The following is a 26,258-nucleotide window of genomic DNA, read 5'->3' on the forward strand; positions in this document are numbered from 1 at the left end:
ATTTAATGCGAAAATCAAAGCGTTTAGAAATGCGATGAGAGGAGTAAGAGATGTAGAATTTTTCCTGTTTAGGTTATCCAAAATTTATGCTTGACAGGATCAATCCCCCAAGAATTCAACTTGATCCTATATTCTCCCAGCCACCGGGTGGTATACTCATCTTTGAAGTATCCACCGGCCCTTTTACTGTATAAAAATACATCTCACTCCAACGCGGACACCAGGGTACATAACGTACGAGGTAATGTGTACCTTTCCAAAGTTTCGGATCAATTGATCCATCACTGAAACCACTATATGTTTTCCCATTTGCCCGGAAGTTAAAACTGATCGTCGTACTCCCTTTAGACGTACCTGCACCAGTAGTGACACCAATTGTGTATTTATGGCTGAATCTTAATACCATCCAACCTGCGAAAAGGTACATGGTATATAGCACGCCGGCTAAAAATATAATGATAAACGAATAAGTGATTATTTTATCTTTCATACTAGAATAAAACCTGCTACCCTGGAAATAACAATGAAGACAAAAGATACAACTATCCGAAACAAGGGCCGATTGATACTTGCACCTACGCCATCGCCACCGTCTTCGCTGTACGCATTCTCACTACTGCCAGCACCGCACACGTCAGGATCGCTGACATCACCACATAGCGTATTGACATATCCTGTGCTGTAGCCATCTTACCCGTCTGTGACAATATATAACTGGACAACGATGTCACCACATACACCACCCCCCCCATCAAGCCACTCGCCAGTCCTGCATTTTGTGGAAACACCAGCATACTATGTGTAAACAGGTTGGTAAATAAAAAGCCGGAACAGATGTGGATCACAAATGCAAATAGTACAAACCACCACAACTCATGCATGACCATACCTGTTGCGAACAACATCACCGTGAGGAACAATTGTGTAAACCCCGCGATCATCAGCTTCCTGTTGAACGCAGCATTGACCATTCGTTTGCTCACAATGCCTCCGATCATCCAGGAGAAACCTAAGATCAATGTGCAATAACCGATCACCACTGAATTGAAATGGAAATGATTTTCAATGACGAAAGGTCCTGCAATGTTGAATACCATCACAACTGAATAACTCAATCCCAGTATCACGATACCCAACAGGAATGTGCTATTACTCAGCATGTGCGCATAATTGTCCCTGATCTTTTTCAGCTCCAATGGCTTTTTATGTACCAATGTTTCACCACTGAAAAACAGCTCAAGGAAAAACACCATACACGCATAAATGGCAAGGAAGTAAAAGTTGGATTGCCAGTTAAACAACTGTTGTAAGAACCCACCTAAAAACGGTGCTACAATCGGTCCTAAAGACCATGTGATCGTAAGATAACTCAGGTAGTGCTTGCGCTCCTCTCCTTCGTACAGGTCCACAAAAAACGCACGCTTGCCCACTATCACAAATGCGGTGGCTATCCCCTGTACAATGCGCAGGAAACAGATCAATGTGATGTTGTGTGTAACCCCGATCAGTAATGAAGACACGACCAATACCCCTAAAGAGAATAAAGCCGGCCGGTACCTGCCAAGGCTGTCGAGCAGGCTACCTACGAACATCTGGGAAAAACCATAACTCATGAAGAAACACGTCAGCGTCAACTGAATTTTATCTGCAGATACCCCCAGATCCTTTGCCATAGCAGGAAATGAAGGCAGGTAAATATCTGTAATAAATCCCGACAAAGGGATGCAAATGAACGCTAATATCGTCGCAAACCGCTTCCTGGCTGCCGATGCACTTTGTAACATATCCTAAATTTGACAACAAAATTATAGCAGTTGGGAAAATCTGCTGTTGGAAGAATCAAAGCAATAATTACAAAAATCAAATATGGGCAACCCGCGTAGCCTGCCTGTAATGTAAAGGTGTGGTACCCGTGGACTTCTTGAAGAAATTATTAAAATGGGCGGGTTCCTCAAACCCAAGACAATAGCCTACTTCGGAAATATCCCATTGCGTATTCAGCAACAGCGTCTTGGCCTCCTCCAGTATGCGGCTTTTGATGATGGAAGTGGTTGTATTACCCGTAATACTCTTAATTACATAATTCAAATGATTCACATGCACATTAAGGGCCCTGGCAAAGTCAGCCGCTGAGCGCATGGTCAGTGGATTTTCAGGAGAATCCAGTGGGAATTGCTGATGCAACAACTCATCGAAATTCCTGAGCAGGCGGGACGATGCAGGCATTTCACTGGTAGCCAGTGTGTCGGCCGGTTTATCTACCAACAGGGCATGCATCATCAGGCAGAGAAGATTGCGAATGGCTTCGAACTTGAATGTATAATCCCCATGGGCCATTTCCAGCATTTGTCCGAAGTAGGTCTTCATCAATGCCAGTTGCTTATCGTCGAGGAAAATCACCGGTTCACTCCATGCCTTAAATAATGGAGAGCGTTTAAAGATATCAAACTGGTAATGTTCGTTGAAGAACTCCTGGTTAAAGAGGCAATAGTACCCATCCTGCTCGTCGGAAATACTTGTCCAGGAATAAGGAACAGAGGGACACGGAATTAATAATGCGGGGCGGTCCACCAGGATTGAATTGCCCCCGTAATTGATCTCGCCGACCCCGAGGATCAGCGTGATCTTATAAAAGTCTCTTCTGTTATAAGGCGTTTTGAAATTGCAGTACTTACGCGCATTGACGTTAAAATGAGATTTCCCTTTTCCTACATCCACAGTACTGAATGGGAATTGAATATAAGACCGTTCCCGGTAAAAATCACTTAATGTCTCCAATTGCTCGCTCATAACACAAAGGTAAAAAAAAGAGACTGTATCGCTACAGCCTCTTTCAGTATCATTCATTGCAGGTAGCGACATCGTAATTCGCCTCCCTGTACCATCAGGCATAAGCACCTGAGTCCGGCCAGACACCGGCTATGACTTAACTCCCTGATTGTGCCAGTGGTACTTTCGCCATTGATACACTGGCCAGGTGCAAGCTATGACTCAACTCCCTGATTGCGCCAGTGGCACTTTCGCCATCGGTACAATCACAGCATTGGTATATCCACTTTCAAAGTGAGTGTAATCCAGTTGTTTCGTATGCCCTAAGATGCGTCTCAGCACTGCCTTTCTGCACCATCTCTTCCAGGTCGCTGCCGTGCGCTTCAGGATCACTTTCAGGGTCTTACTTTTCTGCATATCTGTCAGACCTTCATTCAGCAACTTAACATGATCGTAGAAGATGTCGTCGCGGGTGATCCTGATCAGGCCATGGGTGGCCATATAACTATACATACGTTTCTCAAACAGCTCCCCTGCATAGTAAGGATACTTTTCAGAACCATAATTGTAAAAATTATATATATCTCCCTGCAACCTCTCGGCCTCTACCAGGAAACACTGGTCAGAGAAACCGGTTGAATGAATAAAGTGATTGCTGGTTTTGATAATTTTCAATTCCGCTTCGTAGGTGAAATCTGTCCACATCGGGTTGGCCACAAAAATATAACGGTTGCGCTTCATCTCTTCAATCGCAGCATATACCCATGATCCTCCTGCCCCCTCCTGCATCATACAATCGCAGGTGAAGTAAAGTAAATACTGCCCTTTACAGAAGTAAGCCGCTGCAAGCGGACCCACGCTGTAATAGTAACCGTCGAAGAAGTCGAGCTTAAAGCTTTCCCTCGTCATCTTATATTTGGTCAGGATAGCATCCATGTGATCTTCAGCAAAATAATAGGCATCAATAACCTTACGGTTTACTGCATTTATCGCGTATTGTTCTACTGTGGTCCGGTCTTTTACATTGTTGATGATCAGAATCTTCTCATAAAACGTTAGTTCGCATCTATCTATCATTTGTTCCAGTCGATCGCCTTTCAACACTCTTTCCCAGTCGTTCTCATAACAATTTGTGAAAAATGACACAGTCAGTAGGCCTCCATTGTTCTCACTCATAAACACTCGTTAAGTTGTCGTAGGTTGATAATTATGTTAAAAATGTATTGTAATATAGGCAAATATTACCATTTGTTTAACTCATTATTAACAAACTCATGTACGCATTTTTTATAAATTCAACGTGGCAGGGCTTTTGCACTTGAAAAAAAAACATGAGGCGGTTCATATTTAACATTTCGTTTATCTTTCTGCTAGCATGCTCCCCCGGGAAGCATTCAGTAACAACAGCAAGCGCGGGCGCCATTCCATGGAGTCCTAACTATAAGCTGAGCTGGGCAGATTATAAAGGGACCCCTTCCCGGGACCAGGAAGACCATGTTGCCGCCCGGACCAACTGCCGGTTCGGTATAAAGATAAATGGTGCCCAGGTGCAGGTAACCAGTGAATTTATCAGCACAAGGAGTAGTGTACGACCAGGACAACAAACGCCTTCCCTCCTGGCGCATGAACAACTCCATTTTGACCTCTGCGAGGTATACGCCAGACTGCTGAGAAAAGAATTAGCCAAAGCGCCCCTTACTACTGCCAACGTAGCAGCCATTTCCAGAGACGCTTTTTTGAAATACTATGATGCCTATAAGCAAAGGCAAATCATATATGACCAGGAAACTCACCACGGGCTTAATGCCGACCAACAAAAATTATGGAACGCGCAGGTAGCTGCTGCATTGGCCGATCTGGCTGCATATGCTGAGTAGTCATACTCATCGATAAAAGTTTAGCATTCAACGATTACCCAAATTATCGGCGCAACAAAATTTTTTACTCCCCGTTTAACTCCCGAAAATATCCCTGATAATTTCCATCTTAAAAACTAAGTAATGCAAAGAAACCTTATATGCGACTCAATGATTGCATGTATCATGCTATCCGCTATCTCCTGTAAAAAAGACGACGCCACTGCGACTAAGCCAACAGTATCACTCAGTGCCACTTCGCAGACCGTAAGCGAAGGAGCCGGTACGGCAAGTATCACTATCACCCTGCCATCCACCCAGTCTGCTGATGTAACAGTCAAGGCTACCCTGGGCGGCACGGCTATTCTAAACGGTGACTACCAGGTAACCACAGACACAACACTTACTATTGCTGCGGGTAGTACTTCCGCAACTTTGACTTTCGGCATCTTTGATGATGAAGTTGTAGATGGTAACAAGACAATACTTGTATCTTTCAGCAGCAGCCATGCAACACTCAGCAACAGTACAGCTACCATTACTATCACAGACAATGATACCGACCAGTCATCATCCGGCCTGGTATCTGATCTTACATGGGACGCCGGATCCATGGTGGATCTGGACCTTTACCTGGCAAACAATGTAACGATCTCCGATAACACGGTCACTGATTACACGATCTTAGCCGGCAGTACAAACAGTACAGGCTTTGAATCTTACCTGCTCAGCAATGATCTCGATGATGGGGAATATTATTTACTTGTATATTATGCAGATGGCAGCAGAGCTGTGGACTATTCTTTATCGAGCAGGGCATCCGGCAACACTGTGTATGAAGATACTTACAACTTTACTGCCGATGAAGTAGAAGCCGGCTATTTTTATGGCCCATATACCAAGAGTGGCACGGCCTATTCAATTGCCAGAGCTGCCAACTCAGTGTTATGGAATGTAAAGCTGGTGACGCCGCATGTGTATAAAGGAAAAATCACTAAATAAATTAACCCGGCCTCCCTTGCTGCTATGTGAGGGAGGTTTTTATTTTATTCCTGCAGCAACTGCTGACATACTGTTGTCACTTCCTCACTCCACTTTTGCAGTATGGAAACACGCAATGTTGTCAACAACTATTTACAGGCACTTACCGCACGTAACTTACACGTCATGCACACCCTGTTTGCAGACGAAGTAGACTGGTATATACCCGGTAATCAGGCGGTAGCACCCTGGCTGGGACGTAGAAAAACAAAAGCAGAAATCATGGATTTCTTTCGCCTGTTATGGCAGGAAACAATCCCGATTGCCGCGGATATTGATCATATTTTTATCGATGGGAAAAAGGCGGTGATTGCCGGGGATTTTAAAACTGGTATGCTACGAACGGATAAGATCTGCGAGTCGCTCTTCTTTGTCAGGATCACCGTGGAAAACGGACGTATTGTAAAATATCACTTACTGGAAGACAGTCATGCCGTAGTACAGGCCTTGTCATAAAAGAGAACCTGTATCAAAGAATGATACAGGTTCTCTTTTGCGTACTATTTTTCGTAATACTCCAATGTATTATTTGTATATAAGTTTGCTTCAGACTTCCTTCTCCTGGTCAGGCCATCCAATACTTTACCACCACTGGAATTCCATTTCAGGAACTCAGCGGGGATCTTAGGATCCTGGGGATTGGCTTTTACCAGCTTCAGCAGGGTACTGTCACCCAGCCCTTCTGCAATGCCGTTGTTGTTCATATCACTACCTACATTGTAAGCAAATGAAACCAACGCATCGAATTGATTTTGTTTCAGCACTACGCCTTTGGTGAGTTTGTTTACGTCGTTTACGAACCCTTTTACAATTACTAAGAATAATTCATCTGCTCCATCCTGTGTCAGTACATCGCCTTTTAATACAGGGGAGTCGTCGATATACCGGGTATTGCCCCATCCGATTGTCCACACCCCCTTGCTATCCTGGTATGCCGATAAGCGGCATTTTTCATAATGCTTTATGAGCGTTACTCCTTTATCTCCTAAATTCATTGGTATAAGTATTTTCACATTAAAGATATACAAAATATATACAATATTCAAGAACCCGGGGATGGGAGCATTGATTGGAGATATTGTCCAATGATTCACCTACACATTGCTGCAACGACCTGCCGGCTGGTTTTTCAATGCAGCATAAAAAAATAAAGCCGGGCTTTTACCCCCGGCCTTTTATATCAGGAATAGAATGGGCTATTTTCCGCCTTGTGCAGCCCAGTTGTCCAGGTAGTCTTCCAGCACATACAGTGGCATATCGCCATTGGCAAGAAGCGCGTCGTGAAATGCTTTCAGGCTGAATTGAGGACCGAGTTGCCGGGCATATTTATCACGCAGTGCTTTTATTTTCAGCTCTCCCGTTTTATAAGAGAGGGCCTGTCCGGGCATGGCCATGTATCGCTCGGCCTCTGCTACAGCAATGTCTTCGCTCACGGATTCGTGCGAGAGCATGTATTGTATGGCTTCCTCTCTTGTCATTTTCCCTGTATGGATCCCGATATCGGTGACTATTCTGATGGCCCGGTGAATTTCGTTGTTCAAAGCGCCCATTTTTTGGTATGGGTCTGTGTAGCAGCCTAATTTGTTGCCCAGTGATTCACAGTACAAAGCGTATCCTTCTGCGAATACGCTGAAGCTGGGTTGCTTACGGAACCGGGGCAGGTGGTCATTTTCCTGCTGCAGGGAAATCTGGAAATGATGCCCGGGAATGGCTTCATGTATAAAGGTTGCCTCCAGCCCATAAAACGTAACATTGATCTTTGTAGCATCTCTGACGGGCACATAGAAGATAGCCGGCCTTTTCTCATTCAGGTTGCCGGGCACATAAGAGGGGCCTGCCTGCGATGCCTCGCGGAAAGCCTCTACCCTTTTTATTTCAAAGGCTGTAGCGGGTTGGTGACCGAACAACTCATCTACGTGAGGTTTTATTTTTGTGTAGATATCCCGGTAGGCCTGTAATACTTCTTCCGGCGTTTTAAATGGCATCAACTGCGGATCTGTTTTCAGGAAGTGAAAGAATTCGGATAAGGTTCCTTTAAAACCCACCTGTTTTTTCACTACTTCCATTTCTGCTGTGATGCGGTCAACTTCTCTCAAACCTGTCTGGTATAATTGTTCAGGTGTCAAGCCTTTGGTAGTGGTAAACTGATTGAAGTAATACTCATATAGTTCCCTGCCACCTGGTAATGCACTGAGGCCATCATGGTCCTGTGCCGCTGGCAGGTAGGTATTCTTCAGATAAGCAGCCAGTTTATCGTAAGCGGGTAGTAATTGGGTATTGATCACTTTCACATACAATTTTTTCAGGCGCTTTCTGTCTGCTGCTGAAAAAGAAGCGGGGAAATGATGGAGTGGATTATAAAACACGCTTTTCGCGGTGTCTCTTACTGCCAGTGCTTCCATTTGTGGAATCATTTTCAGTACCAGTGCTTTAGGCAGGACCATTTTGACAGCGATACCATGGTTAAAATTCGCGATGGTGGTATCAGTCCATTCCACAAAAGCGGACATACGCTTTGCCCAGTTCTCATAATCCCTGATCGTTCTGAACGGTTGCACACTGCTGCCGGCTCCATATTGACCCATGTTCAGTGCCGTGCTGTAGAACTGCGTCATGGGAAAATAGTTGGTATGCAGCCGGATTCCTTCCAGCATATCGTGCAGGTTATACGCGAGTACATCGTAGGAGATCCTGTCTGCCTCGCTTAAAGTTGTGCGATCGATCGCCTGCAGTTGTTGCTGATACGAGAGAAAAAACTGCTTTCTCTGTTCGATAGTATTGGCCCCTTCGATGTCGAGTTGATCATCGAAACGGTGATCACCATTATAGAGTGCGGCTTCACGGAACAAAGACATGGAGGTAACGTAGTATTGTTCAAACAGACGCTGTATCTGTCCATACGTGCAAAAAAAGGGCAACATCATCAGCAGTGACAATGCAATTCTTTTCAGGTTCATAAAAGATGAGTTTTTAGTGTAGCGGTTTTTGCATCCAGATGGTGCATGCAAAATGGCCGGTGTCTCCTAATGGTGTATTTAAATGCCGGAACCCGTTTCTTTCGTACATGGGAACGGCAGTGGTCAATTCAGGCATTGTTTCCAGGTACATAGACCGGTAGCCCATTTCTTTGGCGGCGGCAAAACATTGTAACAATAATTCCTTTCCAATGCCCTTGCCCCTGGCTATGGGTAATAAATGAAATTTCACCAGTTCCACGCAATCTTTATCTAACCCGCTGGTAGGGAAAATACCTCCACCACCTGCGATTTGGCCATCAATTTCAGCGACCCAGTAAGCAGAACCGGGGGCCTGAAAAAGTTCGTAGAGAGAAAATAACTGCGCATCGTAATAGGCGGTTCCCGGTCTGTCAATGCCGAATTCCTTCAGGACCTGTTGAATCACTGTACCAAGCGGGTGGTTGTCTGCGGGTTGTATTTTTCTGATTGCCATAAGGCAAAGCTACGTTCTTAACCTGGGAGAAAATTGTATGAAATTAGCCTACAGGCGTTCGTACTGCCGGGGCAGCATACCGGTAATGCGCTGAAAGGTCTTTGTAAAATGTGCCTGATCGGCAAACCCACATAAATAGGCAATTTCGGTGAGGGAGTGATGGCTGTTGCGGATAAGGCCTGCTGCGCGTTCTACTTTTATACGCCGTAAAAATTCCCCGGCCGAACAGTTGAAATACCTGGAGAAATACTTCGAGATAGTGACCGGGTGCAAACCTAATTCATTTGCCAGCTGCGGCAGGGATAAAGGCTGATCCCAGCATTCCTGCATCACGGCCTTTATCTTAGGCACCCATTCCGGGTATAGTTTTTCATCCGGCCGGATCAGGCTGATACAAATCTGGTCCATACCCATCTGGCTTTCTGCATCATGCAGGTAATGTTCTTTCATAGCCCTGATCAATCCTTTTGCATTGAGGTAGGCGTTTTCATCGAACATCAGATCCGCGGAGGGGATTTCAAGATCGTACAGTTTGAAAAATCCAGGCTCCAGTTCCAGGTTAAAAATCCTTGTTCCCGCCTGGTAACCTATATTCTGATGGGCAATACCCGGGAAATAATACAGGCCGTCTCCTACTACATTGAGATCGGATTGTCCCTGAATCATCTCTTTGCTACCGCCATGAAGTATGTGGGAAAAGTGGGGATTTGCATGATAATGCCAGTCAGATGTAAACCCTTCGGCATAACTCGTTTCAGTAGTTATGATATGGCCAAAGATATGCTCCCGGACCGTGCGGCCCACGTAAGTACCTTTCTCCATCTGAACAGGACGCTGTTCCATTATCATTTATTCCATAATTGATTATTACAATAAATATAAACATTCCTCCATAGCTTGCCTTCCTGAAAATTATTTTTTATCCAAATTAATCTTGCAACCCTTTTTTTTCTTAGAATTGTAGAGAAATTGGGACAAACTTTTCTACTTCTCTCATATTAACAGGATCTGACCCCTTATTCTCTGTAACTATGAGCACTCATCTGTTTACGCACTTTATCCCCTCAACTTCGCTGCTGCAGGCAGCTATGCATGTTTTTGAGTATAAGTCGGGGGACGCCGTCAGCATGCTACCCTTACTCGGTATCTGGAGTATTATTGCGGTATTAATCTTCATGCTTTATAAGATCGAGCGTTATAAAAAGAAAGAATTCATTTTACTCAACCGTATTCACGAGCAACAGGAGCATGAACTGGATATACAGGAAGCAGAACGCCGCCGTATAGCCGCTGATCTCCACGATGAAATAGGCAGCAGCCTCGCTGCCATCAAAATTAACCTGCAAAGCCTTCAATACAGTTCGGTTCACGATGCACAACGTGCCACTTCCCTGCTTGCGCTGGTAGACCAAACCAGTCAGAATGTTCGCCGTGCTACGCACAATCTCATTCCGCCTCACTTCGAAACCACTCCCTTCACATCTATATTACAATCCTACTTTTCCTCCCTCGATTCCCAGGGTGCTATTGCCTTTCACTATTATTGTAATGCCTACCAGCAACATTTTACCGCCAGACAGGAGCTATTGCTCTACCGCATTGTCATGGAACTGACGCACAACATTATCAGGCATGCAAAGGCATCAGAAGCCACTATACAAATTCTCTTCTGCCCGACCTACCTTGAAGTGCTGGTGGAAGATAATGGTATAGGCCTCCCTCCCGGTGTTCAGCAAGGCATTGGCCTGGCCAGTGTACAGACCCGGGTACAGTCGCTGAAAGGAAAGATCCATATAGACACAGGAAGGTGTGGTACTACCTTTATCATTCATGTACCCGTAAGCTGCGAACATGCCTGTTAACATCATGCTGGCGGACGATCACCGGCTTTTCACTACCGGAATCCGCCATCTTCTCAGCGCTGACCCGGCCCTCAGCGTCACCCACATCGCCACCAATGGCCTCGAACTGCTGGACCAACTTCATGCCCGGCTTCCCGACATTGTTCTTATAGACATTAATATGCCTATCATGAACGGGCTGGAAGCTACCCGCCAGATCAGGGATCAGTATCCCCGGGTCAAGGTCATTATCCTGAGTGGATACAACGATGCGCACCTGATAGCCGAAGCAATGCAGGCCGGTGCCCGGGGCTACCTGTTGAAAGATTGCAATGCACAGGACCTGTATCATACCATTCACCTGGTTCACTCCGGGCAGACCAGCTTCCCTTTCCGCCCTCACCTGCCGGTACAGAACTTCGATACCGACAATGCCTTTCTCCAGCAATTTAACCTCACCCGAAGGGAAAAAGAAATTCTCCAGCTGATCAGTAGTCAGCACACCAACCAACAGGTGGCCGACCAACTGCACCTGAGTATATACACCATTGAAACCCACCGAAAAAATATTATGAAAAAACTTCAACTCAAGACCCCGGCGGCTCTCATGAAGTTTATATTGACTCATCCATGCCATTCTGTCATTTTTGCATTTTATTGCTTAGTTTTGCTTTCCTAAAATGATAAGAAAAGAATGCTGGATCAGGTAACAAAAGTGCATGACGAAAACCGGCAGGGCGAGGCTTACGCTCCTGAGGCTGCAGATATTCAGACTTATACCAAGAAATTCTACATAGAAAGTTATGGTTGCCAGATGAACTTTAACGATAGTGAGATCGTGGCTTCCATCCTGAAAGAAGAAGGTTTTGGCCCTACCCGTAATGTGGAGGAAGCCAGCCTGGTACTGCTCAATACCTGTTCCATCAGGGAAAAGGCGGAAACGACTGTGCGTAAAAGACTCACTGAGTTCCAAAAGGTAAAGCAGCGCAATCCGGAACTGCTTGTAGGTGTTCTTGGCTGCATGGCAGAAAGACTGAAAGCCAAACTGTTAGAAGAAGAAAAGCTGGTAGACATGGTCGTAGGACCGGATGCCTACCGTACCCTCCCTGCCCTTATAGAAGAAGCCGAAACCGGCCAGAAAGCAGTAAATGTGCTGCTGAGCCGTGAGGAAACTTACGATGACATCAGCCCTGTAAGACTGGATTCGAATGGCGTAACTGCTTTCGTATCCATTATGCGTGGTTGTAATAATATGTGTTCCTTCTGCGTAGTACCTTTTACCCGTGGTCGTGAACGCAGCCGTGACTACCGTTCGATTTTACAGGAAGCCACTGACCTCTTCCAGAGAGGCTATCGTGAAGTGACCCTGCTGGGCCAGAACGTAGACTCCTACTATTGGGTGAACCCGATGGATGCAACTGAAACTGTCACCTTTGCCAATCTGATGGAAAAGGTAGCGCTGATCAGTCCTCTCCTCAGGGTGCGCTTCAGCACCAGTCATCCGAAAGATATTACGGACGAAGTGCTGCATGTTATGGCGAAGTATGAGAACATCTGCAACTATATCCATCTGCCGGTTCAAAGCGGCAGCAACAGGATACTGCAGCTCATGAACCGTACCTATACCCGTGAGTGGTATATGAAAAAAGTAGACCGCATCCGTGAAATACTCCCTGATTGTGGTATTTCGACAGATGTGATCACCGGCTTCTGCACTGAAACGGAAGAAGATCATCAGGACACCATGGAAGTAATGGCGTATTCCCGTTATGACCTGGCTTATATGTTCTTCTATTCTGAGCGTCCGGGTACCCTGGCAGCCCGCCGTTACCAGGATGATGTACCTGAAGAGGTAAAGAAGAGGAGACTGGCAGAAGTAGTAGAACTGCACAGGGGTCAATCACTGGCAAGTATGCAGCAGGATGTGGGTAAGACCTTCAAAGTGCTGGTAGAAGGTACTTCAAAGCGGTCAGAAGACCACCTGTTCGGAAGAACCGGCCATAACAAGGTAATTGTTTTTCCTAAGGAGAATTACCAGAAATGTGACTACGTTTGGGTGAAAGTAGATAGTTGTACCTCCGGCACCTTGATAGGTACGCCGACAGGCAAAGCATAAGAAAAAATAAATTGGATCACAGCCGGGACTGACACAGTCAGCCTCGTAAATTAAGGATATGGATAACATACAGTCCATTAAAAACAGGTTTGGCATTATAGGAAATTCACCGGTACTCAACTATGCCCTGCAGGTGGCCGCCCAGGTGGCTAATACAGATCTGACGGTATTGATAGTCGGGGAAAGCGGCGTTGGTAAAGAAGTGTTTTCCAATATCATTCATTCATTAAGTGCCCGTAAACATAACCCTTTCATAGCAGTCAACTGTGGAGCTATACCGGAAGGAACAATCGATTCCGAATTGTTCGGACATGAAAAAGGATCCTTTACCGGTGCGGTTGATAGCCGTAAAGGTTATTTCGAGACGGTGAATGGCGGTACCATTTTCCTCGATGAAATTGGTGAAATGCCACTGGGTACGCAGGCCCGCCTGCTCCGGGTACTGGAAACAGGAGAGTTTATCAGGGTGGGGTCTTCCAAAGTGCAAAAGACAGATGTACGCGTGATAACGGCTACCAACCGTGATCTGCTGGATCATACACAACAGGGAAAGTTCAGGGAAGACCTGTACTACCGTTTGAATACAGTGCCTATCCGGGTACCGTCGCTCCGCGACAGGAAAGAGGATATTCCCCTGCTGTTCCGCAAGTTCTGTCTTGACTTTGCAGAAAGATATAAGACCACTTCTATACAGCTGGATGATGAGGCACGTAATATACTTGTCAACTACCAGTGGAGAGGTAATGTGCGTGAGCTGAAGAATATGGCGGAGCAGATCTCCGTACTGGCACATGATAAACTGATCACAGCCCAGGAGCTGCGCAGATTCCTGCCGGAACAACCTGAAACGTCCCGCCTGCCTATGCTGGCAGCGCCACAGGCCAAGCCGAACGGAGACTTCTCCAATGAGCGGGATATCCTTTACAAGTTGTTCTTCGATATGAAAAAGGATGTGACAGAACTGAAGAAAATGTTCTTCGAAGTACTGCAGAATCCTAACCTGGCGCATTCGACACCGGCTGGTTTCCAGGATAGCCATGTGCTGCACAGCTTTCACTCCCAGCCAGAGGTAAATTCGACCGTAACACCCACGGCCATTTCAGCGCCACAACAGCCTATCATCATTCAGGACAACAATAAGATAGACCACCACGAAGAAGTGGAAGAAACACTATCCATTGCCGACAAAGAGAAGGAACTGATTGTAAAAGCGCTGAAGAAACACAAGGGCAAGAGAAAAGATGCTGCACTGGATCTGGGCATTTCAGAGAGAACACTGTATAGAAAACTGAAGGAATACAACATTAACGAATAAAGTATGGCAATGACCAGATTATTTCAGGGGATAATGGCCATCGGGCTGTTGCTGATGATAGGTGGCTGCTCTGTTAAATACTCCGCCAACGGGGCCAGTATTGACCAGGGGGCAAAAACCGTGAATGTACGATTCATTGAGAACAGGGCGCCGATCAATAACCCAACCCTGAGCCAGAACGTGACTGAGAAACTGAGAACAAAAGTGACTTCGCAAACCAGGCTGGTACAGGTCAATGAAGACAATACGGACTACGAGTTCAGGGGAAGTGTGACGGGGTATGCTTTCAGCAATGCTGCCGTAACGAATGTGGATAAAGCAGCGACGTCCCGTTTGACAGTGACCATTAATATTACATTTATAAAGAGGGTGGGTGACAAAAAAGGATGGACGCAGGCGTTTACACGCTCGGCCGACTTTTCTGCCACGCAATTGCCCAGTGCAGTGGAAAACAACCTGTTAGAAAATAATATTCTACCTCAGATTGTGGATGATATTTTCAATAAGGCGTTTGCAAACTGGTAAAATGTAGCCCTCGTATTTAATTTTTTTTCATACTTTAGCAGCTATATGACCGCAAACAGGATCATTCAGCATATTTTCCAACTGCCTGATATTAAGCAGGTAGAAGAGCACAGTATAGATCGGATTATTTCACAATATCCGTACTTTACGGCGGCCAGGCTATTATTAGCCCGGAAACAATATAGCGAACAAAAGAATCTGCTGGCGCCGGCTGTAAAGAAGGCACAGCAGTTCAGCAATAACATGCACTATTTCTATCGCTTTATCACGACAGATGAAGTGGTGGCAGTAGCTGCTGAACCGGAAGTGGTGCTTGCAGCACCTGAGGAAGAGGTAGCGGCATATGAGGAGCCTGTGCAGGAAGCGGTTGTTAATGAAGCTCCTGCGTACGAAGCCCCTGTGGAAGCAGCATCTGCATATGAAGCCCCTGTACAGGAAGCGGTCGTTAATGAAGCTCCTGTGTACGAAGCGCCAGCTGCTGCATATGAGGCACCTGTACAGGAAGCGGTTGTTAATGAAGCTCCTGCGTACGAAGCCCCTGTAGAAGCAGCGTCTGCATATGAAGCACCTGTAGAGGAAGTGGTCGTTAGTGAAGTGCCAGCATATGACGCACCGGCAGCAGAAAAATCAGCGGAAATAACTACCTTCACCGCCGGCGATGAGCTGACGGTTACACCTGATAATGTGACAGTTGCGCCAGCCGAACCTGAACCAGTAACTATACAAGAGCAAATAAAAGAAGAAGCGCAAGAGATGGTACCTGAACCGATTATTGTAGCGTCCGACCTTCTGGTAGCCATCACAGCTGAAGAAGTAGAAGAGCCAATCAAGATTTTCCCGCTGGAAATGCCAGCAATGGATGATAACACCACCCTGACATTCCAGCCACTGTATTCAGACGACTATTTTGCCTATAAGCGCCTGAAGGATCCCGGGAAAGCGGATGAACTGAATGAAAAAGGGAAGGCTGAAATGAAAAGTTTTACCTCCTGGCTAAAAGAAATGAAGAGCAGCTTTGCTGATAAGGCCAGCAAAGACTGGTATCGTCAGCAGATCAATATAAGCTACCAGGATGCAGATCCTGAAGTTTCTGAAGTAGTAGAGAAAATGGCGATGAATTCGATCACACTTAATAATGATATGGTGACTGAGACGCTGGCAGAGATATGGGCAAAGCAACGCCAGTACAATACAGCGATCCTGATCTATCAGAAATTAAGTTTGCTTAATCCCGCCAAAAGCGCTTATTTTGCGCAAAAGATCAAAGAATTACAAATTCTAACAGACAAAAATTAACACATATATTATGTTATTGATTTTCGGTATTTTAATCCTCCTGGCCTGCGTGCTGTTAGGCTTTTTCGTGCTGGTACAAAACCCTAAAGGCGGCGGTTTAAGCGGCTCTTTTGGTGGTTTCGGTAACCAGGTAATGGGTGTGCGCCAGACTACCGATGTGCTGGAAAAAGGCACCTGGATCCTCGCTGCTATCATTGCTGTGCTCTGCATGACCTCTTCCATGTTTATTTCAAAAGGTACTGTAAAGCAGGATAAATCAGTAATGGAACGTAATGCTTCTGCTGCTCCTATCCAACAACCACAGCAGGCACCAGCTAGTTTACCTAATACTCAGCCAGCTAAATAATCTGGACTACAAAGCTATTATAGAACCTCGCCGCAAGCGAGGTTTTTTGTTACCTATCCTTTTATGGCAAAGACAAAGAGAAGCAAATCAAAGCAAACGCAACAAAAAAGCCTGTGGATCAAACGTGCCATTGTGGTCGTGATTGCATTGGCCGCCGGTACGCTCGTTTATTTTGGATACCGCCTGTTTGGTCCGAATACCCGGGCCTTTGGCGATAACAAATTCTTTTATGTCCGCACCGGTAGTACCTATGACGATGTACTCAATGGTCTGACAGACCAGGAGATCATCCGCAGCCGCAATAGCTTTGACTGGGTGGCGCGGGAACTGGGGTATCCCGAACGTGTAAAGGCCGGTAAGTATAAAATAACCAGGGGTATGAGCAATTTCGACATTGTAAAAATGCTCCGCTCCGGCCGTCAGACACCTGTGAACCTAACCATCACCAAACTCAGAACAAAGAAAGACCTCATACATAAGATCTGTTCAAACCTGGAGGCAGATTCTGCCACCTTCCTGGCGCTGATCAATGATAATGTGTACCTGAGGCAATATGGCCTGGATACCAACACGGTGATGTGTGCCATCATGCCAAATTCTTACCAGTTTTACTGGAACACCTCTGCCGAGAATGCATTCAAGAAAATAGAGAAAGGAAGAGAGGATTTCTGGACAACAGAAAGAAAACAGAAGGCACAACGTTTGAACCTTTCCATTAACCAGGTGACTATCCTGGCTTCTATTGTAGAAGAAGAATCAAACAAGAACGACGAAAAGCCATTAATTTCCAGTGTATACCTGAACAGGTTCAGAAAAGGCATGCGACTGCAGGCCGATCCGACTGTGAAGTTTGCCCTGCAGGATTTTGCCCTCCGCAGGATCAGGGAAGGACACCTGCAATTCGATTCCCCTTATAATACTTACAGGTATGAAGGTTTGCCTCCGGGCCCGATCTGTACACCTTCTGTAAAAACACTGGATGCCGTGCTCAATACACCTGACACAGATTACCTGTATTTTTGTGCTAAATCTGATTTTTCTGGTTATCATGCTTTTGCGGCCACCTACGCAGAGCATATGAAAAATGCCCATTTATATCAGGCAGCCCTGAATGCAAGAGGTATATAGTGGCGTACCTACTTAGCTATGAGAAGAATAGAGTCTATCATACTGGCCATCAAACCCATCAGTTTCCTTATCCACAGGAGCAAGCATATCGTATTGCCCGGATTTGAGGGATTACCATTGTATGATGTGATCCATTACTTCTTCAGAGAAATTAAAAATAAGAGTCTGGGAGAGCGGGCTGCTGCCATTTCATTTAACTTCCTGCTGGCGATACCGCCGTTTTTCATTTTCCTGTTTACACTCGTGCCGTATATTCCCATGAACAATGTGGAAGCCACCCTGTACGAACTGGCGGAGGATGTGACCCCGAATTACAATACCTATATCATCGTGCGGGACATGATCCATGATTTCCTGTACACACACCACAATGGATTGTTGTCTATCTCATTTGGCATGAGTTTCTTCGCATCGTCCAATGCGGTGATGGGCGTAGCCCGTTCCTTCAACAGGCGGCAACCTGGCTTCAGGAAAAGAAAATGGTGGCAGAAACGGTTACTGGCCTTACAGCTGACCGCCATCCTGGTATTTTTATTATTGTTGACAGTGATCCTCATTATCGCGCAGGGTACCGTACTGCATTATATTTTTGAGACGTTAGGCATTAAAAATAAGACCGTTATTTCACTGGCGGAGATGACGCGATGGGTACTGATCATCTTCCTGTTCTATTCTATTCTGTCAGTCCTGTACCGGTTTGTGCCAGCTACGAATAAGCGATGGAAATTCATTACAGCGGGTAGTACGTTGGCAACGGTTTTAATGATCCTGGTGACCCTTGGCTTTTCAGTGTTTGTTAATAACTTTAGTAACTACAACAAGATCTATGGTTCCGTGGGTACGCTGTTGATCCTGATGATTGCGGTTTACCTGAATTCTCTGACCTTATTAATTGGTTTTGAATTAAATGCAAGTATTAAATACCTGAAGGAAGTGAGGCATTAGACTAATTTAACATTTAAGTCTTATCTTTAACCTGTTATCCCGGTAAACCTATATTTATGATAAAGTCTCACTACCTAGCGCTTTGCCTTGCTCTTGTCGCCATGCGGGTGGCAGAACTCTCGTTGGAGATAGGTGCACCTATACCAAAAGCAGATCAGGCATTAAAAGATATTTCCGGGAAAGAAATCACGCTTAACAAAGCCAGACAGGCAAACGGGTTATTAGTCATGTTTTCAGGCAACGACTGCCCTTACATTGAAAGAAACAAGGCGAGAACTGTCGAGATCTGCAGGTATGCTCTCAATAACCAGATCGGGGTAGTGCTGATCAATTCAAATGAAAATGCTACGCTGGAAGTAATGAAAGCCTATGCGGCTACCCAGCAATACACCTGGTATTATGTAGCCGATCCCGGGGCTGCCTTTGCTGAGGCATTTCAGGCCACACATATGCCCGAATGCTATCTCTTTAACCAGGGAGGAACACTTGTATACAAAGGCGCCATTGACGACAGTCCGGGTAATGCCGATGCTGTAAAAAACAGGCATCTGAACAATGCCATCAATGACCTGCTGGCAAAGAAATCGCCGAAAGTAAGTTCTACACAGGTGCTCGGGTGTAATATCAGGCGGTTTTAGAATACCATAAACAACGCGTTGCCAAACAATAGCTTGCCGTTTTCCCAGAAACTGCGGAAAAGGGGATCATCTGCCAGCATCACCACCTTTCCGCTCCCCACTTCCTTCACGCCAAATAGCACGCCGTCCTTCAGTTTTTTGCGGGTTTCTGTACCAACAAATCCGCTCAGGTAATTATCTTTTTTCAGCACTCCTACATTCCATCCCTCACCATCCATAAACTCGTATAATTTATCGTCCTGTTTCAGGCTATAATAGGTGTCAGGGAAGCCAAAAGCCAACGGGTGCGTGTTATCCAGCTGTACCTTGTAAATTGCTCCCGGAATCATTTGTCGCACGCCATCTCTTTCCCGGTTTGCGTAGCTCTTCAGCATGGCATATTCATTCTTCTTATCATCCAGTCCCGGCATGGCATCCTTCTTTACTTTGATCCCCCAGTCCTGCTGCGACAACTGGTATAAAGCTTCCTGCATGGCAATCAGTTTTCCCCCATTGCTCACCCAGTCTTTCAGTTTGCCGGCATTCTCTTTATCGTTCAGGAATTTATAATTACCATCCGGCAGGATCAGTACATCCACATCTCTCCAGTTCACCTGCTCCAGGTTACTTTCATCGACGATGGTCAATGGGTAGCCGATCTGCTGTTCAAAATAATACCAGACCTCTCCGGCTGCCAGGGACGAAATACCGTTGCCCATAGCCAGCACTACTCTCATTGGTTTGATGTAATGTACTTTTTCAGAGCCGAAGTCAACGCCTTTATCCACGAAGCCGGTATTGGCTATATCCAATGTTACGCCTACTGTTTTTGCCAGTCCAGTTACCATGCCATCGAAGCCCTCTCCTGCTCCTTCATTGCCAGCTCTTGTAATGATCAGGGTGCCTGCAGGATAAGATTTTCCTCCGGCAGTAAATGGTCCTTCTGCAAACCTTACTCTTACTTTTCTTTTTAATAATGCAGCCAGGAAACGTACATCTCTTATACTATTCCACTTAGCCAGATAGGCATAGCTGCGCGCTGCATTCGCGGGTGTAGCAACCGGGATCAGTAAGGTATCACGCTCAGCAGTCAGGGACTCTTTTACAGCGTATGATTGCAATCCATAAGCATAAGGCAAAGCCCAGGCTGTGATATCGTAGGTCACAGAATCTGTAAGTCTGCTATCGGGCTCAAACAATACTTTCAACAGGTTAGAGCGGGATTGCAGGGCATTGATCACCATGTCTTCTTTATCGATCGCAAAACTTTCTGTTTTACCATTGAAATAGTTGAAGCCAGTGGCTTTTGTACCGGTTGCGCCATAACCGAATCTAATATGATTCCGTTTCAGCAATGTGGCCAGCGCCGCTAATTTTTCAGTATTGCCACCAGATTTGATCACATAGGATTTATAGGGTCCATCCGGGTTGTGACTTGCCTGGTAGAAGTAGTCAGTAAAATCCTTCAACAGCTCTTTACCCTGGCTGGCAGCGACTTCTATAGTCGACAGTCCGGTTGTATAATGATGGGCAATACGTTGTGTAAGTGTAAGGGTATCGCCGTCCTGCTTTAATGCCATGATACCTGCACGGCCGCCGCCCCCCTGTTCGTAGGTCATACCGATGGCGCCATTATAGGTAGGATATGTATCTCCATAGCTTGGATAAAACATATCGAAAGTCTCTTTAGTAAAGTATAACCAACCTTCTTTATCAAAATATTTTGCATTGTTTTTTCCCACCATGGTGAGCATTTTTCTCTGCCATGGTTTGATGATATCATGCAATGGTTCTGCTGCGGGTGCAAAGTAATAAGGCGCGTCAATATTCTGCTCGTGGAAATCGACGTGTACCTGTGGCATCCAGCGGTTGTATTGTGTCATCCTGGCCTGTGATTCCGCCTGTGATTGCCATGCCCAGTCGCGGTTCAGGTCAAAGTAATAATGGTTTGCCCTGCCTCCTGGCCAGGGTTCTTTATGTTCTCTGCCGGATAATACCGGGTTCGGAAGTAGGGTATGTACCTGATTGTAGAAATTCACATAACGCTCACGGCCGTCCGGGTTCAGGCAGGGATCAATGATCACCACCGTATTTTCCAGCCATTGCTGCTGTTGTGTATTGCTCTTGTTCGCTAATGTATACAGGGTTTTCATAGCAGCTTCGGTAGAAACGGCTTCGTTGCCATGTACATTGTAACTGAGCCATACGATCACCGGATCGTTATCGGCTACCTGACCATCGCCATTGACCAGCTGCAGGTTATGTTCCCTGATCTGGCCGAGCCGGGTAAAGTTTGCAGGCGAAGTAATGGTCGCCAGCATAAGCGGCCTTCCTTCATAAGTTGTTCCGTATTGTTCTAACTGCATATTGGGCGTAACAGCAGCTACGGCCCTGAAATAATCCAACACCTTGTAGTGTGGGGTAAACTGTGTTCCTAGAGGATATCCAAGAAACTGATCCGGCGAAGGCAGTGTTTGAGCAGAAAGGGAAAACGTTGTGGTAAGGACTGCAAAAATCAGTGTCAGCAAGCGGTATGTCATCTGTTGTAGAATTACTACCTGAAGATAGGAAATATAAGTGTCACCTGCTACCATCTCCTAACAATCCGTAGTACTGCGTACAGTCCAGCTGACCATCTTCGCGGTAATAACGGAATTCTCCTATACGGTGATCGTTCCGCCAGTTGCCGGATTCAGACAGCATACCCGTGCTGTAAAAAAGTTCACGGGGGCCGTCCAGCATCCCTGCTTTACGAAAATAGCGTTCTTTCAGGCTGCCGGATCTGAAGTAAATCTCCACCCGTTCCCTGCTGGGGTCCATTGATAATGTGAATACGCGTTTGTAAATGGTGCCATCTTCATTCCTCATGATCTGTTTCAAGGTCGCATTGTCGGGTCGCTGATTGTTACAGTGTACTGCAATAATAAACAGCAATAAAGTGCCCGTGCATTTCAAAGCTGTTGTCATAGGTTATGTTGTCCTCTACAAACATATATAAAAAACAATTAACCCAAAATAACACGTAAGGAGGAGGCAGGTACCGGAAATGAAGCGGGCAGTTTTCGAATAAGTGATTTGTGCTGAGAGGATTAACAACGAAAAAAGAATCGGTAGCCACCTAAATGGGTAACCGGGTGAATCTTAAGACCTGGATTCTGGGTTTTATATTTAGATTTGTTCTCAGAAGTTGGCTAATATGGCGACCAGACTATAGGCAGTTAACCAGAATACAAAACAGATACACAAGATTAAAATACGATTCCGATGCGCACAGCACTACTCACGTTTATGTTATTCTCCTGCAGTTATACTTATGCGCAGGACGATGCAATCCACTACAAAATTGAAAAAGAAACAAAGGCTGCTCATGGTGCTGTAGTCTCGGCCCATCCCCTGGCTAGTCTGGCGGGGATTGAAGTAATGAAGCAGGGAGGGAATGCTGTAGATGCTGCAATTGCCACGCAGCTGGCGCTGGCAGTTGTATATCCTGCTGCCGGGAATCTGGGTGGCGGCGGTTTTATGGTCGCCCACCTGAAAGATGGTAAAAATGTTACGCTGGACTACCGTGAGGCAGCGCCGAAAGCCGCTTCCAGGGATATGTACCTGGATAGTATGCGCAACCCGATCAGATCTCTCAGTATCTCGGGCCACCTGGCTTGTGGTGTTCCCGGTACGGTGGCAGGCTTATTTGCCTCTTTACCTTATGCTAAACTGCCTATGAAAAAACTGATTGCTCCTGCTATCAGGCTGGCAGAAAAGGGCTTTGCCATTACTGCTGCAGAAGCCAACAGCCTGAATGCAGCACAGGAACAGTTCAGGAAACACAACACTGAAAACAATGCATTGATGCGTGACAAGCCCTGGAAAGAAGGAGACATCCTGGTCCAGGAAGACCTGGCCAATACCCTGAAAAGAATACGCGATAAGGGGCAGGCAGGCTTTTATGAAGGAGAAACCGCACAGTTGATCGTAGATGAAATGGAGCGTGCAAATGGACTGATCACACTGGATGATTTAAAAGCTTATCGTGCAGTAGACAGAACGCCGGTTGTATTTAATTATAAAGACTACAGGATCGTCACCATGCCATTGCCAAGCAGTGGTGGTGTGGCTTTACAGCAAATGATGGGAATGGTAGCGCCCTATCGCTTATCATCATGGGGCTTCCATTCGGTTAAGTCCATCCAACTGATGGTTGAAGCAGAAAGGCGTGCTTACGCAGACAGGGCAGAGTTCCTGGGAGATCCAGACTATGTGAAGGTACCAGTAAAGCAATTGACAGATGCTTCGTACATCAGGTCCCGCATGAATGATTTTGATTCCACCAAAGCAGGTTCCAGCCAGGTGGTAAAGGCGGGCGATATGCACGAAAGTGATGAAACCACTCACCTTTCAGTAATGGATGAAGAAGGTAACGCAGTAGCTGTAACCACCACATTGAATGGCGGTTATGGCTGTAAGGTGGTAGTAGGCAGTGCCGGTTTCCTGCTGAACAATGAAATGGATGACTTTAGCGTAAAACCTGGTGTTCCTAACATGTATGGACTGGTAGGCAATGAAAAGAATGCCATTGCACCTGGCAAAAGGATGCTGAGTTCAATGACGCCGACGATTGTATTAAAAAATCAAACGCCGTACATCGTAACAGGTACGCCGGGTGGTTCGACCATTATCACGTCTGTATTCCAGACGCTGATCAATATGCTGGAGTTTAACATGTCTCCAAAAGAAGCCGTAGATGCGCCTAAATTCCATCATCAGTGGCTGCCGGACGAAATCATGGTAGAGGACGATTTTGAGCAGGCCCCCCTGGAAGGATTGAAAAAAATGGGGTATACTATTACAAAAAGAGGACAGATTGGTCGTACTGAAGTTATCAAAAACGTAAATGGCCAGCTGCATGCAGTTGGTGATAAACGGGGAGACGACAGTGCAGCCGGTTTTTAATATTTACGATTATGCTTGGAAAGATTTACCTGGACAGTGCACTGGAAAGACTGTCTTACTACAAGTCACTGGGCGACAAAACAATCGCACAGTTAGATGATGAGCAGCTACTGTGGCAACCAGCAGGAGAGCCCAACAGCATTTACCTGATCGTCAAACACCTGAGTGGCAATATGCGTTCCCGTTGGACGGACTTTCTGACGTCGGATGGGGAAAAGGCCTGGCGGAACAGGGATGAGGAGTTTGTGAACGGCGTGGCCACAAAAGAAGAGATCATCGGGTTATGGAATAGTGGCTGGAAGGTGATCCTGGATTCGATTGGCAGTCTGACGCCGGAAGACCTGGAAAAGAAGGTGCTGATCAGGAGCGAGCCACATATAGTAATAGACGCCATCAACAGACAACTGATGCATGTACCTTATCATGTAGGGCAGATTGTGTATTTAGGTAAGGTTTTAAAGGGTGATAAGTGGATGAGTCTGAGTATACCGAAAGGTGGTTCGCAGGCTTTCAACGATAGTATGATGAAATAAATGCTTTGCGTTACTGGCAGTTGCCAGTAACGCAAATTGCAGTAACTTGTCTGCTTAAAATAATCACCCGTGAGATATATCACTCTATTTGCCATCCTGTTTTGTTGTTCCTGCAGCAATGGCGACAAACAACTCCTGCACAAAAAATGGAGGGTCTACGACGTGGTCGTTCCACCCGGTTCCGGTTTTGATATCGCCCAGATCAACCAGGCGGCAGAATTGAAACGAGGTTATTACACAGACGTTTATTACCAGTTCCTCGACAACAATCTCTTTATAGCCACTAACACCAATAAACCCGACTCAGGTAAATACAAGATGCTGAGTAATGGAAAAGTGATCTCCATTACTGCAAACAATGGGGATCGTGCGTACGAAAATCTTGTTACGGTTGTAACCCTCGATGATACACACTTTGATATGAAAGTGAAATCAGGCGACTACTATTTTATTCTCAAAACCAAGGCTGAATAGATGCATTTGCACACAAATTCGACCCCGGATACAGTCACCCACGTCAGCGGAAAGGAGTATCTCTTTTTCTCTGGCTTTTCGTATCTGGGCCTGCATGCGCATCCTCACTATAAAGAAGCGCTCCGTAACGGCATCGATCTTTACGGCACCGTATTTGTGTCTTCCCGCATTGCTAATTTGCGCCTGGATCTATACGAAGAATTAGATGATACGCTGGCGGACATGCTCCGACAACAGGCTGCGGCTTCCTTCTCTTCCGGGTATCTTGCCTCGCAGGCAGCCATTCAATATGCGGCCACGCAGGGAGAAATACTATACGCTCCATCGACACATCCCTCGCTTCGCCTGGGCAAAGTAGTTTTGCCCAACATGGGCTGGCAGGAATGGACTGCGGAAACAATTGCCAGGGTGAATGCATGGCCCGACAATACCTTTGTGATCGTTGCAGACGGGGTGAATCCATTGACCAGTACCATCCATGATTTCAAGTGGTTAAATGAGATTAACAGGGAAGTGATGGTAGTCATAGATGACTCACATGGCTTTGGTGTACTGGGTAATGATGGTGGAGGTATCGTTCATTCCCTTCCCCGGCATCCGCCACTGCGCTACCTGCTATCTGCGTCGCTGGCAAAGGCATTTAGTATACAGGGTGGTGTAGTGGCCGGCAGACTGGAAGATATTATAGCCATAAAAAAAACTCCGGCTTTTACGGCAGGTACCTCACTGATGCCTGCCAGTGCATGGGCATTTCTGCAAAGTAAAACATTGTTCCGGTACCAGCGGGAACTGATGCATCAAAGGATTGCCGAGTTTTCAGCATTAACGCAGCAAATGCCCCAGCTCCATAACCCTTTTCAGCTACCGGTATTTCTATTGAATGCGGGTATTGAAAAAACCCTTGAAGCGCAGGGAACAATCATTTCTTCCTTTGGCTATCCGAACCCGGATAGCCCGCCTGTTAACAGGATTGTAATTACGGCACTGCACCAGACACCAGCGCTGGAAAAATTGCAACAGCAATTGAAGCAGGCGTTTTCTTCTGATAAAACTGTGTGA

27 protein-coding genes are annotated in these 26,258 nt (G+C 46.0%); 17 read left to right on the plus strand and 10 right to left on the minus strand.

What is annotated here, in order from left to right:
* Positions 1–115: 115 nt before the first annotated feature.
* The 4 genes from ABDW33_RS06145 to ABDW33_RS06160 form a co-directional block, all read right to left on the minus strand.
* Entirely contained in the window at positions 116–490 is a 375-nt protein-coding gene (locus ABDW33_RS06145; RefSeq protein WP_343689185.1) for a hypothetical protein, read from the minus strand.
* Between the two features lie 85 nt (positions 491–575).
* Positions 576–1,784: an MFS transporter gene (locus tag ABDW33_RS06150; protein WP_343689186.1), complete on the minus strand. Its 1,209-nt coding sequence runs from the start codon at positions 1,782–1,784 to the stop codon at positions 576–578.
* A gap of 76 nt (positions 1,785–1,860) precedes the next feature.
* On the minus strand, positions 1,861–2,790 hold the full coding sequence (locus ABDW33_RS06155) for an AraC family transcriptional regulator (protein WP_343689187.1): 930 nt from the start codon (positions 2,788–2,790) through the stop codon (positions 1,861–1,863).
* 201 nt (positions 2,791–2,991) lie between these two features.
* The gene (locus ABDW33_RS06160) at positions 2,992–3,945 is read right to left on the minus strand and encodes a hypothetical protein (protein ID WP_343689188.1); all 954 of its coding nucleotides are present in this window, start codon (positions 3,943–3,945) and stop codon (positions 2,992–2,994) included.
* 155 nt (positions 3,946–4,100) lie between these two features.
* On the opposite strand from ABDW33_RS06160, the gene ABDW33_RS06165 reads away from it, so the two are divergent.
* The 3 genes from ABDW33_RS06165 (at position 4,101) to ABDW33_RS06175 (ending at position 6,122) form a co-directional block, all read left to right on the plus strand.
* A complete protein-coding gene (locus ABDW33_RS06165) occupies positions 4,101–4,646 on the plus strand; it encodes a hypothetical protein (RefSeq protein ID WP_343689189.1) in 546 nt (181 codons plus the stop codon).
* 123 nt (positions 4,647–4,769) lie between these two features.
* A complete protein-coding gene (locus ABDW33_RS06170) occupies positions 4,770–5,627 on the plus strand; it encodes a Calx-beta domain-containing protein (RefSeq protein ID WP_343689190.1) in 858 nt (285 codons plus the stop codon).
* Positions 5,628–5,729: 102 nt separating this feature from the next.
* Positions 5,730–6,122, plus strand: a complete 393-nt coding sequence (locus tag ABDW33_RS06175) for a nuclear transport factor 2 family protein (RefSeq protein ID WP_343689191.1) — start codon at positions 5,730–5,732, stop codon at positions 6,120–6,122.
* Positions 6,123–6,166: 44 nt separating this feature from the next.
* Here the strand turns inward: ABDW33_RS06175 and ABDW33_RS06180 are convergent, their stop codons facing one another.
* The 4 genes from ABDW33_RS06180 to ABDW33_RS06195 all read right to left on the minus strand — a co-directional run bounded on the left by ABDW33_RS06180 (position 6,167) and on the right by ABDW33_RS06195 (position 9,965).
* Positions 6,167–6,661, minus strand: coding sequence for a lysozyme (locus ABDW33_RS06180; RefSeq protein ID WP_343689192.1), 495 nt, complete (start codon positions 6,659–6,661; stop codon positions 6,167–6,169).
* Between the two features lie 201 nt (positions 6,662–6,862).
* Positions 6,863–8,623 (minus strand): DUF885 domain-containing protein, encoded by a 1,761-nt coding sequence (locus ABDW33_RS06185; RefSeq protein ID WP_343689193.1) that lies wholly within the window; start codon positions 8,621–8,623, stop codon positions 6,863–6,865.
* A 13-nt stretch (positions 8,624–8,636) separates the two neighbouring features.
* Entirely contained in the window at positions 8,637–9,116 is a 480-nt protein-coding gene (locus tag ABDW33_RS06190) for a GNAT family N-acetyltransferase (RefSeq protein WP_343689194.1), read from the minus strand.
* Between the two features lie 48 nt (positions 9,117–9,164).
* Complete coding sequence (locus tag ABDW33_RS06195) at positions 9,165–9,965, minus strand: helix-turn-helix domain-containing protein (protein WP_343689195.1); 801 nt, start codon at positions 9,963–9,965, stop codon at positions 9,165–9,167.
* Positions 9,966–10,147: 182 nt separating this feature from the next.
* On the opposite strand from ABDW33_RS06195, the gene ABDW33_RS06200 reads away from it, so the two are divergent.
* The 10 genes from ABDW33_RS06200 (at position 10,148) to ABDW33_RS06245 (ending at position 19,266) form a co-directional block, all read left to right on the plus strand.
* Positions 10,148–10,978: an ATP-binding protein gene (locus ABDW33_RS06200; protein ID WP_343689196.1), complete on the plus strand. Its 831-nt coding sequence runs from the start codon at positions 10,148–10,150 to the stop codon at positions 10,976–10,978.
* The gene (locus ABDW33_RS06205; protein ID WP_343689197.1) at positions 10,968–11,636 is read left to right on the plus strand and encodes a response regulator transcription factor; all 669 of its coding nucleotides are present in this window, start codon (positions 10,968–10,970) and stop codon (positions 11,634–11,636) included. The genes ABDW33_RS06200 and ABDW33_RS06205 overlap by 11 nt, the downstream gene beginning before the upstream one ends.
* Positions 11,637–11,651: 15 nt before the next feature.
* A complete protein-coding gene (gene miaB / locus ABDW33_RS06210; protein WP_343689198.1) occupies positions 11,652–13,073 on the plus strand; it encodes a tRNA (N6-isopentenyl adenosine(37)-C2)-methylthiotransferase MiaB in 1,422 nt (473 codons plus the stop codon).
* Between the two features lie 58 nt (positions 13,074–13,131).
* Positions 13,132–14,388 carry a sigma-54 dependent transcriptional regulator gene (locus ABDW33_RS06215; protein ID WP_343689199.1) on the plus strand — a complete coding sequence of 419 codons (1,257 nt, stop codon included), beginning with the start codon at positions 13,132–13,134 and terminating at the stop codon, positions 14,386–14,388.
* A gap of 9 nt (positions 14,389–14,397) precedes the next feature.
* Positions 14,398–14,913, plus strand: coding sequence for an LPS assembly lipoprotein LptE (lptE, locus tag ABDW33_RS06220; protein WP_343689200.1), 516 nt, complete (start codon positions 14,398–14,400; stop codon positions 14,911–14,913).
* A gap of 45 nt (positions 14,914–14,958) precedes the next feature.
* A complete protein-coding gene (locus tag ABDW33_RS06225) occupies positions 14,959–16,209 on the plus strand; it encodes a hypothetical protein (RefSeq protein ID WP_343689201.1) in 1,251 nt (416 codons plus the stop codon).
* Between the two features lie 10 nt (positions 16,210–16,219).
* The gene (gene secG / locus ABDW33_RS06230) at positions 16,220–16,555 is read left to right on the plus strand and encodes a preprotein translocase subunit SecG (RefSeq protein ID WP_343689202.1); all 336 of its coding nucleotides are present in this window, start codon (positions 16,220–16,222) and stop codon (positions 16,553–16,555) included.
* Positions 16,556–16,618: 63 nt separating this feature from the next.
* Positions 16,619–17,683, plus strand: a complete 1,065-nt coding sequence (gene mltG, locus ABDW33_RS06235) for an endolytic transglycosylase MltG (protein WP_343689203.1) — start codon at positions 16,619–16,621, stop codon at positions 17,681–17,683.
* 18 nt (positions 17,684–17,701) lie between these two features.
* Positions 17,702–18,628: a YihY/virulence factor BrkB family protein gene (locus ABDW33_RS06240; RefSeq protein WP_343689204.1), complete on the plus strand. Its 927-nt coding sequence runs from the start codon at positions 17,702–17,704 to the stop codon at positions 18,626–18,628.
* 56 nt (positions 18,629–18,684) lie between these two features.
* Entirely contained in the window at positions 18,685–19,266 is a 582-nt protein-coding gene (locus tag ABDW33_RS06245) for a redoxin family protein (RefSeq protein ID WP_343689205.1), read from the plus strand.
* On the opposite strand, the gene ABDW33_RS06250 is transcribed toward ABDW33_RS06245, so the two are convergent.
* Positions 19,263–21,785 (minus strand): M14 metallopeptidase family protein, encoded by a 2,523-nt coding sequence (locus tag ABDW33_RS06250; protein ID WP_343689206.1) that lies wholly within the window; start codon positions 21,783–21,785, stop codon positions 19,263–19,265. The two genes, ABDW33_RS06245 and ABDW33_RS06250, sit on opposite strands and share 4 nt — an antisense overlap.
* Positions 21,786–21,825: 40 nt before the next feature.
* Positions 21,826–22,212 carry a hypothetical protein gene (locus ABDW33_RS06255; protein ID WP_343689207.1) on the minus strand — a complete coding sequence of 129 codons (387 nt, stop codon included), beginning with the start codon at positions 22,210–22,212 and terminating at the stop codon, positions 21,826–21,828.
* Positions 22,213–22,509: 297 nt separating this feature from the next.
* On the opposite strand from ABDW33_RS06255, the gene ggt reads away from it, so the two are divergent.
* From ggt to ABDW33_RS06275, 4 genes are all read left to right on the plus strand, one after another.
* The gene (ggt, locus tag ABDW33_RS06260; protein ID WP_343689208.1) at positions 22,510–24,192 is read left to right on the plus strand and encodes a gamma-glutamyltransferase; all 1,683 of its coding nucleotides are present in this window, start codon (positions 22,510–22,512) and stop codon (positions 24,190–24,192) included.
* Between the two features lie 11 nt (positions 24,193–24,203).
* A complete protein-coding gene (locus tag ABDW33_RS06265; protein WP_343689209.1) occupies positions 24,204–24,725 on the plus strand; it encodes a DUF1572 family protein in 522 nt (173 codons plus the stop codon).
* A 69-nt stretch (positions 24,726–24,794) separates the two neighbouring features.
* Positions 24,795–25,199 carry a hypothetical protein gene (locus tag ABDW33_RS06270; protein WP_343689210.1) on the plus strand — a complete coding sequence of 135 codons (405 nt, stop codon included), beginning with the start codon at positions 24,795–24,797 and terminating at the stop codon, positions 25,197–25,199.
* The gene (locus tag ABDW33_RS06275) at positions 25,200–26,258 is read left to right on the plus strand and encodes a hypothetical protein (RefSeq protein ID WP_343689211.1); all 1,059 of its coding nucleotides are present in this window, start codon (positions 25,200–25,202) and stop codon (positions 26,256–26,258) included.

Source organism: Chitinophaga sp., assembly GCF_039596155.1.
GTDB lineage: Bacteria > Bacteroidota > Bacteroidia > Chitinophagales > Chitinophagaceae > Chitinophaga.

Bases quoted from the DNA above. Each gene is read 5' to 3' on its own strand.
- ABDW33_RS06255 (WP_343689207.1), bottom strand. From the start codon at position 22,212: ATGACAACAGCTTTGAAATGCACGGGCACTTTATTGCTGTTTATTATT.
- ABDW33_RS06180 (WP_343689192.1), bottom strand. From the start codon at position 6,661: ATGAATTTAGGAGATAAAGGAGTAACGCTCATAAAGCATTATGAAAAA.
- ABDW33_RS06145 (WP_343689185.1), bottom strand. From the start codon at position 490: ATGAAAGATAAAATAATCACTTATTCGTTTATCATTATATTTTTAGCC.
- ABDW33_RS06190 (WP_343689194.1), bottom strand. From the start codon at position 9,116: ATGGCAATCAGAAAAATACAACCCGCAGACAACCACCCGCTTGGTACA.
- ABDW33_RS06150 (WP_343689186.1), bottom strand. From the start codon at position 1,784: ATGTTACAAAGTGCATCGGCAGCCAGGAAGCGGTTTGCGACGATATTA.
- ABDW33_RS06200 (WP_343689196.1), top strand. From the start codon at position 10,148: ATGAGCACTCATCTGTTTACGCACTTTATCCCCTCAACTTCGCTGCTG.
- ABDW33_RS06195 (WP_343689195.1), bottom strand. From the start codon at position 9,965: ATGATAATGGAACAGCGTCCTGTTCAGATGGAGAAAGGTACTTACGTG.
- ABDW33_RS06250 (WP_343689206.1), bottom strand. From the start codon at position 21,785: ATGACATACCGCTTGCTGACACTGATTTTTGCAGTCCTTACCACAACG.
- ABDW33_RS06265 (WP_343689209.1), top strand. From the start codon at position 24,204: ATGCTTGGAAAGATTTACCTGGACAGTGCACTGGAAAGACTGTCTTAC.
- mltG (WP_343689203.1), top strand. From the start codon at position 16,619: ATGGCAAAGACAAAGAGAAGCAAATCAAAGCAAACGCAACAAAAAAGC.
- ABDW33_RS06170 (WP_343689190.1), top strand. From the start codon at position 4,770: ATGCAAAGAAACCTTATATGCGACTCAATGATTGCATGTATCATGCTA.
- ABDW33_RS06215 (WP_343689199.1), top strand. From the start codon at position 13,132: ATGGATAACATACAGTCCATTAAAAACAGGTTTGGCATTATAGGAAAT.
- ABDW33_RS06185 (WP_343689193.1), bottom strand. From the start codon at position 8,623: ATGAACCTGAAAAGAATTGCATTGTCACTGCTGATGATGTTGCCCTTT.
- ABDW33_RS06245 (WP_343689205.1), top strand. From the start codon at position 18,685: ATGATAAAGTCTCACTACCTAGCGCTTTGCCTTGCTCTTGTCGCCATG.
- ABDW33_RS06155 (WP_343689187.1), bottom strand. From the start codon at position 2,790: ATGAGCGAGCAATTGGAGACATTAAGTGATTTTTACCGGGAACGGTCT.
- miaB (WP_343689198.1), top strand. From the start codon at position 11,652: ATGCTGGATCAGGTAACAAAAGTGCATGACGAAAACCGGCAGGGCGAG.
- ABDW33_RS06205 (WP_343689197.1), top strand. From the start codon at position 10,968: ATGCCTGTTAACATCATGCTGGCGGACGATCACCGGCTTTTCACTACC.
- ABDW33_RS06240 (WP_343689204.1), top strand. From the start codon at position 17,702: ATGAGAAGAATAGAGTCTATCATACTGGCCATCAAACCCATCAGTTTC.
- lptE (WP_343689200.1), top strand. From the start codon at position 14,398: ATGACCAGATTATTTCAGGGGATAATGGCCATCGGGCTGTTGCTGATG.
- ABDW33_RS06225 (WP_343689201.1), top strand. From the start codon at position 14,959: ATGACCGCAAACAGGATCATTCAGCATATTTTCCAACTGCCTGATATT.
- ABDW33_RS06165 (WP_343689189.1), top strand. From the start codon at position 4,101: ATGAGGCGGTTCATATTTAACATTTCGTTTATCTTTCTGCTAGCATGC.
- ABDW33_RS06175 (WP_343689191.1), top strand. From the start codon at position 5,730: ATGGAAACACGCAATGTTGTCAACAACTATTTACAGGCACTTACCGCA.
- ABDW33_RS06275 (WP_343689211.1), top strand. From the start codon at position 25,200: ATGCATTTGCACACAAATTCGACCCCGGATACAGTCACCCACGTCAGC.
- ggt (WP_343689208.1), top strand. From the start codon at position 22,510: ATGCGCACAGCACTACTCACGTTTATGTTATTCTCCTGCAGTTATACT.
- ABDW33_RS06160 (WP_343689188.1), bottom strand. From the start codon at position 3,945: ATGAGTGAGAACAATGGAGGCCTACTGACTGTGTCATTTTTCACAAAT.
- secG (WP_343689202.1), top strand. From the start codon at position 16,220: ATGTTATTGATTTTCGGTATTTTAATCCTCCTGGCCTGCGTGCTGTTA.